General features: G+C 58.1%; 10 protein-coding genes. 8 read left to right on the top strand and 2 right to left on the bottom strand.

Annotated elements, in window-relative coordinates; translation table 11 throughout:
- Positions 1-161: 161 nt before the first annotated feature.
- Genes IOD40_RS13110 through IOD40_RS13090 form a run of 5 tightly spaced genes read left to right on the top strand, consistent with a single transcriptional unit; the run spans position 162 to position 4,691 of the window.
- On the top strand, positions 162-1,298 hold the full coding sequence (locus IOD40_RS13110) for an ABC transporter substrate-binding protein (RefSeq protein ID WP_198477005.1): 1,137 nt from the start codon (positions 162-164) through the stop codon (positions 1,296-1,298).
- A gap of 60 nt (positions 1,299-1,358) precedes the next feature.
- Entirely contained in the window at positions 1,359-2,237 is an 879-nt protein-coding gene (locus IOD40_RS13105) for a branched-chain amino acid ABC transporter permease (RefSeq protein WP_198477004.1), read from the top strand.
- Positions 2,237-3,217 (top strand): branched-chain amino acid ABC transporter permease, encoded by a 981-nt coding sequence (locus IOD40_RS13100; protein WP_198477003.1) that lies wholly within the window; start codon positions 2,237-2,239, stop codon positions 3,215-3,217. The genes IOD40_RS13105 and IOD40_RS13100 overlap by 1 nt, the downstream gene beginning before the upstream one ends.
- On the top strand, positions 3,214-3,960 hold the full coding sequence (locus IOD40_RS13095; RefSeq protein ID WP_198477002.1) for an ABC transporter ATP-binding protein: 747 nt from the start codon (positions 3,214-3,216) through the stop codon (positions 3,958-3,960). Before IOD40_RS13100 ends, IOD40_RS13095 begins: the two co-directional genes overlap by 4 nt.
- A 2-nt stretch (positions 3,961-3,962) precedes the next feature.
- Complete coding sequence (locus tag IOD40_RS13090; protein ID WP_198477001.1) at positions 3,963-4,691, top strand: ABC transporter ATP-binding protein; 729 nt, start codon at positions 3,963-3,965, stop codon at positions 4,689-4,691.
- 25 nt (positions 4,692-4,716) lie between these two features.
- Here IOD40_RS13090 and IOD40_RS13085 read toward each other — a convergent pair whose 3' ends face one another.
- Together IOD40_RS13085 and IOD40_RS13080 are read right to left on the bottom strand one after the other, a co-directional pair.
- Complete coding sequence (locus tag IOD40_RS13085; protein WP_198477000.1) at positions 4,717-8,190, bottom strand: ATP-binding protein; 3,474 nt, start codon at positions 8,188-8,190, stop codon at positions 4,717-4,719.
- A complete protein-coding gene (locus IOD40_RS13080; protein ID WP_198476999.1) occupies positions 8,190-9,461 on the bottom strand; it encodes a metallophosphoesterase family protein in 1,272 nt (423 codons plus the stop codon). The genes IOD40_RS13085 and IOD40_RS13080 overlap by 1 nt, the downstream gene beginning before the upstream one ends.
- Before the next feature lie 263 nt (positions 9,462-9,724).
- Between IOD40_RS13080 and IOD40_RS13075 the strand changes: the two genes are divergently transcribed.
- From IOD40_RS13075 to IOD40_RS13065, 3 genes are all read left to right on the top strand, one after another.
- Positions 9,725-11,236, top strand: a complete 1,512-nt coding sequence (locus IOD40_RS13075) for a catalase (protein ID WP_198476998.1) — start codon at positions 9,725-9,727, stop codon at positions 11,234-11,236.
- Between the two features lie 321 nt (positions 11,237-11,557).
- Entirely contained in the window at positions 11,558-12,886 is a 1,329-nt protein-coding gene (locus IOD40_RS13070; RefSeq protein WP_198476997.1) for an NAD(P)/FAD-dependent oxidoreductase, read from the top strand.
- Positions 12,887-12,900: 14 nt separating this feature from the next.
- Positions 12,901-13,341, top strand: coding sequence for a thiosulfate oxidation carrier protein SoxY (locus IOD40_RS13065; protein ID WP_210336904.1), 441 nt, complete (start codon positions 12,901-12,903; stop codon positions 13,339-13,341).
- Positions 13,342-13,344: the final 3 nt, after the last annotated feature.

Genomic DNA, 13,344 nt, shown 5'->3' with positions numbered 1-13,344 from the left:
CTCCTTTGTGCACCCACTCCGCTTACCCCATGAGATTATCTTGCCTTGCCCCCGGGGAATGTGCGACATCCACCAGTCTTAGTCTCCTCGAAGCATTTTGATGCCGCGGCGGCGCATAGGGGGACGGCGCCGGTTGGGCCCCGGTATTGAGGGAGGGTGGAATGAACCGAAAAATTCTTCTGGCGCTTAGCACGGCGCTGCTTATGGGTGTGTCTTCAGTTCAGGCTCAGGACGTCGCCAAGATTGCGATGGTAGCGGAACTTTCTGGCGCCGGCGCGCCGGCAGGCACCAATTGGCGCGATGGCATCAAGATCGCTATCGAGGAAATCAATGCCGACGGAGGTATTCTCGGTAAGCAGGTAGAACTGCCGGAGTACGACACGCAGACCGACCCGCAGGTCTCGCGCGCAATGGTGCAGAAAGCCATTGACGACGGCGCTTTCGCCATCCTGGGCACCATCTATTCCGGCTCGACCCTCGTCAACATGCTGGTCGCCCAGCAGAGCGAGATCCCGCAATTCGTAGGTTCGGAAGCTCCCACCATCGTCCAGAAGGGCAACCCGTTCGTCTTCCGCACCTCCTCCGGCGCACAAAAGGGCGTTCCTGCTTTGGTTCCCTACTTCACCGATACGCTCAAAGCGCAGAAGGTTGGCATCGCCTGGGTGAACAACGAATTCGGCAAGGGTGGTCGCGACGTCTTCGCCGCTGAGATGGAAAAGATCGGCATTGAAGTCATCGCTGACGTTCCCTCGGAGCAGGGCGCGACCGATTATGCATCCGACGTCGCGAAGCTGAAGGATTCGGGCGCAGACGCCGTGTTCGTCTACATGAACCAGGAAGAAGCAGCTCGTTTCCTGATCGAAGCTAAAAAGCAGGGACTTTCAATGCCGCTCGTCGGCGAAGTGACGCTCACTGAGGCTAAGGTCATCGAGCTTGCTGGCGGTGCCGCTGAAAACGCTATCGCGCATGTCGGAGTGACTGCAACGGCAACCGAGATCCCTGGCATTGCCGAGTTCAACGAAAAGTTCGTTGCACAGTTCAAGCGCAACCCGACCCATGATGCGATCAAGGGCTATATCGGTGCTTGGGCCACGAAGTATGTCACCGAAAAGGTCGGCGAGTTCGACGGCGCAAAGTTCGCTGACGCGATGAAGAACCTGTGCCTCCCTGTCGCCGAATATCCACGCATGCTGCTCGACACTTGCTGGGATGAGACAGGCGAGATGTCGCGCCCGAGCTTCATGGTTCAGGTCAAGGACGGCGCACCTGTGGTCATCGGTACAGTCCCGGCCAATTAATCCCTTTTCGATGCAGTCGCGGCCGCCTTCGGGTGGCCGCCCCTGCCTGAAGGAATTCTTATGTCGCAGTTCCTGCAAGTTCTGCTGTCCGGTCTCGCTACCGGATCGATCTACGCGCTCGTCGCAATCGGTTTCACCCTTGTCTGGCAAGCCGCCCAAACCGTGAACTTTGCCCAAGGCGAGTTCGTGATGGTCCCGGCCTTCTTCGTGCTGGTCGGCATGCATGTGCTGGGTTTCCCGCTTGCTCTGGCTGTGGGCTTTGCCCTTCTGGCGTCGATCGTCGTTCTTGGCTTCGTGTTCAAAAAGCTGATTGTCGAACCGATCCTGCCGTCGGGCGGCATCTCGCTGATCATCGCCACGATGGCGCTTGGCATCCTCCTGCGAGAAAGCGTCAAGGAGTTCTATGGTGCTGAAGCCCAACCGTTCCCGCCGCTGTTCCCGACCGACCCGATCCATGTGTTCGGTGCAGTGGTCTCGATGCAAGACCTGCTGAACCTGGTGATTTCACTCGGCGTCGTCATTCTCCTGACGCTCTTCCTGAACCGCACCCGCACAGGTCGGTCGATGCAGGCTGCGGCTCAAAACCCGGCCGTTGCCGAGATCCTCGGCGTCGATGTCAAACGCATGATCATGTATGCGTTTTTGATCAATGCGGCGCTGGCAGCCCTTGCTTCATTCCTGATCACGCCGGTCTACCTCGCCAAATTCTCCAACGGCGAGACCTTGGGCCTCGTCGCTTTCATTGCGGCTATTGTCGGCGGTTTCAACCAGATCCGCGGCGCTTTGGTGGGTGGGTTGCTCATAGGTGTGCTCGATAATTTCGTCGCTACTTACATCACCGCCGAGTATCGCGCTGCGTTACCGCTTATCTTGCTGATCGTGATTATTCTCCTGCGTCCGCAGGGCATCATGGGCACCTCTGAGGGGAGGGCCGTCTGATGCGCTCTCTGCTGCGACCCTTCCTGATCGCTCTTCTTCTGCTGGCAGCAATCGTCGCGCCGATCGGACAGGGCAATTACATCACCTATGTCCTGACCTCGTGGCTGATCTTCTCGATTGCCTCGATGGGGCTCAACCTGACCCTCGGCTATGCTGGACAGATCTCGCTCGCCCAAGCCTCCTTCATGGCGATCGGCGCTTACACGACCGCCCTTCTGACCCTTGCAGGGTGGCACTGGATGGCGGCGCTGGTGCCAGCGCTTCTTCTTTGCTTCGTGATCGGCCTTGTGCTGGGCTATCCGGCGCTACGTGTGAAGGGGCATTTCCTTGCCTTCGTCACCCTGGCCTTCAACACTCTGGTTTTTCTCGTGCTGCGCAATGAGGATTGGCTCACCGGCGGCAATTACGGTCTGGTCGGCATGCCCCGGCCTGATTTCGGCTTCTTCTCCACGATGAAGCAGCACAATTTCTATTATTTCACTTTGGCAATCACTATCGTTGCAGCGGCGATCATGTGGTGGATCGTTCGCTCACCATGGGGCCGCGCATTCAAGGCGTTGCGTGAGAACCCGATCCGGGCGGAGAGCCTTGGCGTCGATACACGCCGCATCACGCTTCTCGCTTTCGCGATTGGTTCCGCATATGGCGGGCTGGCTGGCGCGCTGGTAACTCCCCTGGTTCAGTTCATCGAGCCCGGATCGTTTGCAGTTGCTCACTCCTTCCGGATCCTGCTGATGGTCGTAGTCGGAGGTGCAGGCTTCTTCTTTGGCCCATTCCTCGGTGCAGGCGTCGTTATCCTCCTGCCTGAAATGCTGCGCTTCACCGAAGGCTATTACCTGATCATCTACGCCGCCCTCGTTATCCTGATGCTGGTGTTCACGCCAAAGGGACTAATCGGGGTCTGGGACCTCTTGCGAAACCGTCTTTTCGGCAAGGCTCAAATTCGCGCTGATGTGAAGCAGGAGCCGACACTGAAATGACCGCGCCCATCCTCTCAATCCGGAACATCTCCAAGAGTTTTGGCGGCATTCATGCCGTGCGTGACGTCTCCTTCGACGTACATCAGGGCGAAATTCTTGGTCTGATTGGCCCCAACGGCTCCGGAAAGTCGACGCTGTTCAACAGCATTCTCGGCCAACTGCCACCTGATAACGGCACGGTGGAGGTCAAGGGAACTCCCGTCACGGGTATGCGGGCGAGCAAGCTAAATCGCTTGGGCGTCGGCCGCACCTTCCAGCAATTGTCCGTTTTCCCGCAAATGACCGTGCTGGAGAACATCATCGTGGCTGGGCAAGAGCATAAAGGGACACTGACGTCCCGCTTGTTCGGCCCTCCGGACGCAGGTCTGACCGCAGCAGCGGACCAGATGATCGAGTTCTTCCGTCTCACCCATCTGCGCGACACTCCGGCCGGTTCGCTGTCCTTTGGCCAGCAGAAGCTGGTGGACGTCGCGATGGCCTTTATGGCCGGACCTGATCTTGTGCTGCTCGATGAGCCCGCGGGCGGCGTCAACCTGACGATGTTGGCGCACCTTAAAGAGAGGCTGATCGCCTACAACGCGGAACATGGGACCACATTCGTGGTGATCGAGCACAATATGGAGTTCGTGATGAGCCTGTGCACCAGGATCGTCGTCCTCGCAGAAGGTGCGATCATCGCGGAAGGCACACCAGCTGAAATCCGCGCGAACCAAACTGTCATCGACGCATATCTGGGAGGCTGACCGTGCTAGAACTCCAGGATATCCATGGTGGCTACGGCAAAATGACGATCTTGAACGGAGTCTCGTTCAAAATCCCAAAGGGAACGATCACAACGGTGATCGGGCCGAACGGCGCCGGCAAATCCACTGCCTTCAAGGCGATATTTGGGCTTCTCAACATCAGCAAGGGCCAGATCCTGCTTGATGGGAAGGACGTTACGCGGCAGTCACCGCGGCAGATGATCTACCACGGCGTGACCTACGTTCCGCAGGGCCGAAACGTGGTGCCTCAGCTGTCGGTTTATCACAATCTTGAGCTTGGCGGCGTTACGGCGAAGGACCAGACCAAAATCCGGGATCGGATCGAAGTGGTTATGGACCAGTTCCCGATGCTCCGTGAGTTTCGCAATCGCAAAGCGATCGAATTGTCCGGCGGCCAGCAAAAACAGTTGGAAGTCGCGCGTTCGCTGTTGCTGGATCCTAAGCTGATCCTGATTGACGAGCCTTCGATCGGTCTTTCGCCGAAGCTCGTGCAGGAAGTGTTTGGGACACTGCAGCGCCTTCGGGACCAAGGCGTGACCATCTTGATGGTCGAACAAAACGCCAAATCGGCACTCGCAATGTCAGACTATGGTCTGGTGCTCGAACTCGGACAAACGCGCATGCATGACGAGGCAACCAAGCTGCTGGCAGATCCGCGCGTCGGGCAACTATTCCTCGGTGGACACATAGAGGACGCGAACTCAAACTGAGAAGAAGCGTCTATGAGCTTAAAGCTCAGGACGCTATCTCGTGTATCTTGACGCTCGGCACAGCCTTGGCGGCGAGATCGCATAAGTGACGGTGGTGGGTCAGATAAATCACCTGGCCCACCCGGCTCATCTCGCCAAAAAGGCGCATGACTTCTTCCGAACGCGGCTCGTCGAACGTCTCCATGATGTCATCGGCAACAAAGGGAACCGATGGCCGCGCCGATGCGAATTCCTCGTACCCTGCAAGGCGAAGCGCAAGATATAGCTGAAAGCGCGTTCCCTTGGACATGTCCGCCGCGAGCTTTGATCCACCGTTCGCCGGCAAGCCAATCAGCACCTCCCGGTCCTTTTCCGGCATGGTCGTCAGACCGGTATAGTCGCCCCTGGTCATCAGCCTGAATGCGTCGGACGCGCGTTGCATCATCGCGCTGCGATGTTTGTCACGATAGGCCCGGATCGCATGTTCAGCGATCAGACTACCGCTACGCAGCCGCAGATAGCGCAGAGCCTGCTCCTCCATTTCCAGAAGCAGCGTCCCGCGCTGAGCTTCAATACGCAAAACTGCGTCATCGCCGCCAACCGCTTCCAGCCGGTCGGCAGCGCGTGCCCGTTCTGCAAAGAGGTTCTTCGCACGCAGTTCCAGATCCTCAAGGCGAGCTTCAAGCTCCGCCAGTTCCTGTTGAAGCGCGCTGCGATCTTCACTCCCCAACAGCTCAAGCCCGCTATCCAGATTTTCTGCCTGAGTTTCAGTCAGAATCTGGCGGTTGACGCGCTCAAGATCCTCTTCGATCCGGTTGCGTTGCGCGACCGCGTCGAGTGCCTGTTGAAGTTCGGTCAACGTCTCGACGCCAAAGAAGGACGTCATTTCAAGCTTCCGGCTGTCGTGCAGTGCAAGGTCCTGGTGCAATACATCGATTTCCGCCTGAGCGTCACCAAACTCCCGCTGCTTATCCTTGCGCCGCGTTCGAGTATGACGTGCCTGCTCCAATCGCCTCTGCAGCACGGCGGCGGTGTCGAGCGGGCTTTTCCCCGCTGACGTTTCGAGGGCATGCGCCAACTCGGCGATTGTATCGGCGAACGCCTTCCGGTCTGCTTCCATCGCTTCGACACGATGACGCGTCTCGCTAAGGGCCTGAATTTGAGCGGGCAGTTCCGAAACGATGTCGAGCAATTCGCGAACCGCAGTCGGGCTGTCCTTTCGGTCTCTCAACCAGCTTTGCTCTATGGCTTCGTCCCAACGGCGTTCCCAATCGGCGAGATTTGCACGCGCGGCCTCGAGATCATCCTGGCGTCTTGCTACTGCTCGGCTTGCCTGCGTGATCTGCTTCTCAGCGTTGGCCTTTTCCAGCTGCGACGCCGTATGTGCGGCAAGAAGATTTTCGCCTGCGCGAATGACCACTGCAAACGCTTCACCTTCGACTGCCAGATCTCGTTTGCCGAGGATATCGCACAGCGCCGCGTGCTCGTCGGCAATGTCGCGTTGCACTTGGTCCAACCTTCGCTGGGCAAGCTGCATTCGCTCGAAGGCATCAACTGCGCGTGCGTGTGCCTGTGCCCACCGTTCAACCGCCATCAGCCAGCTCGCTGTCGGCATTTCGGGATCAAGCTCCAGCCAATCCGATGTTCGCGCGCGGATCTCTTCTCTCAGCGCCGCGAGCCTCAGTTCGGTGTCTCTGAGTTCGCCCTGAAGGCGCTTTAATGCGTCAGAGCAGACAACGATATCAGCCTCAAGACGACGAAGTTCCTCCAGATCCTTGCCGGAGCGAATACGCTGCTCGGCGATCCGATCACAGTCTCGCATCAAAACTTCGAATGAAGACGCCGTCTCCACATCCAGGCGCGAAAGGTGCTTTCGCCAGGCTTGATCACGCTGCTCTTGCGCGGCCTGCGCCTCTTGATCGCTTATAACGCCACCCGTGGAGCGAAGTGCCTTGACGCGCGCTTCCGCGTCGAAAACTTGTTCTCCGGCCTTCTCAATCTGTTCGCTCAGGCGCGTCAGCCGACTTTCCAGACTTTGGGCCGTTCCTCGCCAGAGGTCGATCTGCGCTTCGTCAAGAACCGCGATTTCGCGAGGATCCTCGACCTTTGCGCCAGGTCGTCCGAGGGCCAAGCTTTCATAATTCGCCGTTGCTTCCTTGAGCACCTGCTCTGCATGCTTCAGTTCAGCGATGAGCTCGCTTTGCCGAATTCGCTCCAAGGTCGATTGAAGGCCGGCGAGTGTCACCGGATCGAGCGCGGCATCTTTGTGCCGCGCTTCCTGCTCTACCTTGAGGTCCTCCAAGGCACGCTCGCTGTTTTGGAATTCCTTCATCGCTGACTGAAGAACCGTCTGAACGCCGGTCTGCTCCGTTAGCAACTCACGCAGCACACCGATCGTTGCGGCGGGCACCACCAGCGCTTTGGCGTCAGGATTACTTTCTTTACCCAACCGCACCAGATTTATGTTCAGCTGCTGCAATTGCTTTGCGAGCGCGTCTTTTCGCTTGGGCAGGTCCTCTTCAGCGGTCAGATAACGCGCCGCCGCTTCCGAAAGTCGCTCGATACGGTTCTCATAAGCCAATATCTCAGCGTCGTCAGACAGCTCTTCCAGTTCACCGCGCAGCTGTTCGACACGCGCTTCAAGACCTGCTTTGCGGGTCTGCAAGCGAGCCTCTGCATCAATCAATGCTGATAGTGAGCGGTTCCACTCCAATGGTGGACGGGGCAATTCTTGATAAGGACGAAAAGCCGCCAGCAGTGTCTGACGTTCGCTCATCAGTGGATAGGCTCGAAGTATCCGTGCGACTTCATCCCGACGAGCACGCGCGGCGGCAGTCTCGGTCATCGCCTGGTCATAGGCGGCGCTAGATCTCTGCAGCTCGCTTTTCAGGTTGGTGTAGGCAGACGTCTGCGTATCAATCTCGTCGCGTTGTGCCTTCAGTTCGATGATCTGCTGCTTAAGCGTCGCGATCTTGGTAGAACGCGCACGCTTGCGGAAAATCTCCTGCGCTTCACCTATCGCCCCGTCAAGAATGGACGCGGTCCCGGCAAGGCCAGCGCTCGCTGAAAACAGCAATTCTCCCAGATCGCCCCGGCTTTCCAGAATGGCATTCCCACCTTCCTCAAGGGTGTGATCATCCAGCGAAAACATCATCCGGTAAGCATCGCGGCTTAGACCGGCGAGGGGAACGCTGAGGACAGCTTCATTGACGGGCTGCCCATGCGAATCCAGCAGCGAATTGTTCCGCTGCTTGACCCGTTTGAATTCATGCACGGCGCCACCGAACTCGAGACATCCACCGATTTCCATCGACTTTGACTGGTGCAGAAAGCCGTAGCGGGTCCGTTCCTCGATCCCGAAAAGAAGATCAAGATATGCAGAAAGCGACGTCGACTTCCCTGCCTCGTTAAGCCCGTAGACGATGTGGAGGTCTGGCTCGCCCGGCGTGGCCTCTCCAAAGTCGATCGAATAATCGGTAAACTTGCCGTACCGTGTAAGGTCTAGTCTTCTGAGACGCATCAAGCTGTCTCCGAAGCGTCGAGACGAAGCCGCGCCAGGATATCATCGCTACCCTCGGCGATCAGCCGATCAATCAAAGCCTCAAATTCATCCTCATCACTGCCACTGAAGCCGCGTGCTTCCGCTGGAAGATCGTCACGGATTTCCTTTACGAGATCGGCTACCGCATCGCGCACGGCATGCTGGCCAAGCCTTGCTTCGCGCATGAGCTCTCCAAGCTCGAGAAGTGGATCGGCGTTGTCCGCAGCGGCAGCATTCAGTCGAGGCGAAGTCGTCTCAATCTCGAGCTTTTCGATCCACGTGCGGCCCAGCCGTTCCGCGCGCTGCTCGGCCTCTGCAAGCAACAGATCCCGGTCGCGCCGTAGCGTCCAGGACAATGGTGTTGCGCCAGTGATGAGCAGGCGCCCGACGAGATGCTCGGAGCGTGTCTCGTCTCGAGCCTCTCCCAGCGCCTGTTCGATAGCGTCCGCCGCATCACGCCAGCTTTCCGCTCCTAAAAGGTCAACGCGTACACGCTCAAACTGGGCGATGCTGGTCAAACGTTCTTCGACTGTGATCCGGCGGTCATCGTGAACCGTGACTAGTGAGACAGTCTTTTCACCGCTCTCATTGATGTCGCGTCCCTGCGGCATCCCCGGCATCATCACAACGCGTTCACCCTCGTGGCGCGCCCGGACATGAACATGCCCCAAGGCCCAGTAGTCGAAGCCCCATTCATGTAAATCCGACGGCTTGCAAGGCGCATAGGGGTCATGTCTTTCCGCGCCCCCAACGCTTGTGTGCATGATGCCGATATTCACGGTGTCCGGCTGAGGCCGGCGGTATTTTTCAAGCAAGCTTTCCGGCGCGTGCGGCTTTGCAAAGCTCAGCCCATGCACGTGGACTTCGAGGCCCCCCGCCGAAAGAGGCGCCGCCTCCGCGCGGCCGGTGAAGACCTTTACGGAAGGCGGGAAAACCAGTTCCTGCGTAATCCGCGACAGAGCATCATGATTTCCACGGATCACGAATGTCGACACGCCCGCCTCATCCAGCCGCTGCATCTGAGACGCCAGAAAACGCGCGGTTTTCATCGATGTCTGATCACCGTCATAAAGATCGCCAGCGATGATGAGCGCGTCGACCCTTTCTTCGATGCACAAATCAACAATTGCCACCAGCGCCTGTCTGGTCGCGTCACCAACCAGTTCGGCGAGGTCCCTGTTGCGCATTGCAAGAGAGCGGAGCGGAGAATCCAGATGGATGTCTGCCGTATGTACGAAACGAAAAGCCATAGTGGATTGCTCTTCCATTCCTGCCGGGGATGCAACCCGTCAAACAGGTTTTGGTCGATAGGGCGGGCGGGATGATAAATTGCTGCACAGAAATCGAAACCCGAAGGACTGCTACTCAGGGGTTTTCAAATTCGGCGGCATGCGCTAGGAAGTAGCTACATTAGATTCATTCTAAAGAGCTGCGACTTATTGCGCAGCGTCATTGGAATTTCACTTTATGGCATCTACCTATGATGCCGCTAGCAGCCGCGAAAGGAAAATTGATGTCATCGAAGATTGACGCATCGCAATCCACCATGAGCACGGGCGCACCAGCTCCAAGTGATCGTAACTCGCTGACCATCGGTGCAGACGGCCCGATCGTCCTGCACGACGTTCACTTCCTGGAGCAAATGGCACACTTCAACCGCGAGAAGGTTCCGGAGCGCCAGCCGCACGCCAAGGGCTCGGGTGCTTTCGGCGTCTTCGAGACCACCGAAGACGTGTCACGCTATACCAAGGCAGCGCTCTTCCAGAAGGGCGCTCAGACCGAGATGCTTGCTCGCTTCTCGACCGTTGCCGGCGAACAGGGCAGCCCGGACACTTGGCGTGACGTGCGCGGTTTCTCGCTGAAGTTCTACACCAGCGAAGGCAACTACGACCTCGTCGGCAACAACACTCCTGTCTTCTTCGTCCGCGACCCGATGAAGTTCCCGCACTTCATCCGCAGCCAGAAGCGCCTCCCGGATTCGGGTCTGCGCGACAACAACATGCAGTGGGATTTCTGGACCAACAATCCGGAAAGCGCTCACCAGGTCACCTACCTGATGGGCCAGCGTGGCCTGCCGCGCACCTGGCGCGAGATGAACGGTTACGGCTCGCACACCTATATGTGGATCAACGCCCAGGGTGAGCGCTTCTTTGTGAAGTATCACTTCCACACCCATCAGGGCATGGCCTTCTTCAGCAATGACGAAGCTGCACAGATGGCCGGTGCAGATGCTGACTTCCACCGCCGTGACCTCTTTGACGCGATCGAGCGTGGCGATCACCCGAGCTGGACGATGTCGGTTCAGGTCATGCCTTATGAAGAAGCGAAGACCTATCGCATCAACCCTTTCGACCTGACCAAGACCTGGCCGCACGCCGACTATCCGCTGATCAAGGTCGGCACGATGACCCTGAACCGCAACCCGGAGAACTTCTTCGCTCAGATCGAGCAGGCAGCGTTTTCGCCGGGCAACACCGTTCCGGGTATTGGTCTGTCGCCGGACAAGATGCTGCTCGGCCGCGCATTTGCGTACAATGACGCGCAGCGCAACCGCATCGGCACCAATTTCCACCAGCTGCCGGTCAACCAGCCGAAGGTTCCTGTGAACACCTACATGTTCGATGGACACATGGCGTACCACCACAGCGGCAACGCGCCGGTCTACGCGACCAACAGCTATGGGCGTCCGTGGGCCGACGAGACCGGCAAGATGGATGATGGCTGGGAAGCTGACGGCGATATGGTCCGCAGCGCATACACCCTCCGCGCTGATGACGACGACTTCAGCCAGCCGGGCATCCTTGTTCGCGAGGTGTTCGATGACGCACAGCGCGACGCATTGGTCGAGACCGTCGCCGGCGCTTTGCTGGGCGGCGTCCGCGAACCGGTCCTGAGCCGCGCTTTCCAGTACTGGAAGAACATCGACGCTGACGTTGGCGCACGCATCGAAGCGAAGGTTCGCGCTGGCAGCGCTTCCAAGCCTGCAGAGGGCATGAGCGAGGCAGGAGCCTCCGTAGCAGAGTAAATCTGCGCGCATCTACACCAAATCAGGGCGGCGCGACTTGCGCCGCCCTTTTTCTTTACTTGGACCCAGAGCATCCATCGATTGACAACGAGATTTTTCTCCGTTCAGATCGATCCATGCAAATGTTTGCCGCTCCCGCGTGTCGGGGCGCAATAAACAACCACTGTACCGCGGCACCGGATGAGGTGCCCCTGCGGCGGCGTGTGTGGTTGAAATCCCAGCTACGCAAAATCCTTTCCGCGTCTTTGACAGCTCTTCTGCTGCTCGAAGAGCATCGTCATGCATGCCCATCAACAAGATCAGACCATCGGGGGAAGAACAGTGATAAATCGGCGTAATTTTATCGCGGCGTCAGCCGCTGCGGGAACCATAGCGGCTCTGACCACTCCGGCACTTGCTGCGCCATCAGCAATAACGGCCAACACAGTATTGCGCCAGCGTGGCAGCAAACCACGGATCGTCATTGCCGGCGGCGGATGGGGGGGCCTCACTGCGGCAAGATATCTGCGTGAGAGCGCGCCGGATGCCGAGATTATCGTCCTGGAGAGGAACCCGGTCTTCTGGTCCTGCCCGATGAGCAACAAGTGGCTGGTTGATATCGTTCCGACCGACTTCATCATGCACGATCTCTACAAACCGGCAAAAAAATATGGCTACGAGATCATTCAAACTGAAGTCACCGCAATCGAGCGCGATGCCAAGCGCGTTCGCACCAGCCACGGCACGCTCGACTATGACTATCTGATCATAGCCGGGGGCATCCGCAACGCATACGATGCGTGGTTCGGGGATGACGAGGAGGCGATCTCGTTCACCAGGAAGAACTTCCCCTCCGCATACATCCCCAGCGCGGAGCATCTTTCTTTGAAGCAGAAGGTGCAGAATTTTGAGGGCGGCACACTGGTGATGACGCTGCCGCCTCCGCCCCACCGCTGCCCACCATCGCCTTATGAACGCGCCTGCATCATTGCGCACCATTTCAAGACAAAGAAGATCCCGGCAAAGATCCTCATTCTAGACCCCAAGCCCCGCGTGATGCCGATCAATGGCGGGTTCACAATGGCATTCGAAGAACTTTATCCGGACATCATCGAGCACGTTCCGAATGCGGGGGTGAAGGAGCTTGATCCGTTCAACAAGCGGATCAGCACCGCCGCTGGTGATTTTGACTTCGACGACGCCATTCTCATGCCTCCGCACCAGGCATGTGACATGGTCTGGTATGCCGCTCTGATTGCACACAAGCCCGAGGTGGGCCCCGGCGGATGGGCCGATATTGATCCTCTGATGCTCCACGCAAAGAGCGACGACAGCGTCTATGTCATCGGTGACTGCATGGGCGCGATCTCCCCGCAATTCGGTCATTACCCGAAGAGTGCACATGTCGCGAATTTCATGGGCAGGATCGTCGCTACCTATATTGGCCAGCGAATTGCCGAGAAGGAAGTCACGCCACTCCTGCCCGACAACCTTTGCTACATGATGGTCAACGGGGAGCCCAAGGAGGCGATTTCGGTCCTTTTCGAATATGAGCTTACAGGGGAAGGGGTCGTCCACCAGACGCAAATAGACATCGATGTCCGAACGGAAGATCAATACGAAGAAGACTTCCGCTGGATCAATCGCACCTTCAAGGACTTCCTCGTCTGAAACGGAGATAGCAGATGGAGTTGATGACAAGGCGACAAGCGCTGCGCGCGTTCGTGGTGCTCTCGGCGGCGTTTGTCTGTACACCCGCTATGTCGCGTGAAACGCTTCAGGCTCTGATGTCAGACTTGATGGACGCGGAACCTGCGGTGGCTGATTGGCTGATCCTGACCGCACCGGAAGAAGCCGACAATCCCAGCGCCGTGAAAGTACGTGTTCAGGTTGTGCCACCAAAGGAGCTTGGGATTTTCTGCGAAGAAGTCTTGCTCGTACTGGAAAAGAACCCGCGGCCCGCAGCTTGTCGCTTCACATTTTCGAGCATGACCGAGCCCGACTTCACCACCAACCTGCGCTTCGCGGAAGGGCAGGAAGTCATGGCGCTCGCCAGGATGAGCGACGGAAGCGTCGTAACGGCCAAAGCGCCGGTCAAGCTGACTGTCGGCGGCTGCGGCCTTTGAGGA

The organism is Aquamicrobium zhengzhouense, assembly GCF_016124105.1.
GTDB classification, from domain to species: Bacteria; Pseudomonadota; Alphaproteobacteria; order Rhizobiales; family Rhizobiaceae; genus Aerobium; species Aerobium zhengzhouense.
This window is presented reverse-complemented; position numbering and strand designations above follow the sequence as displayed.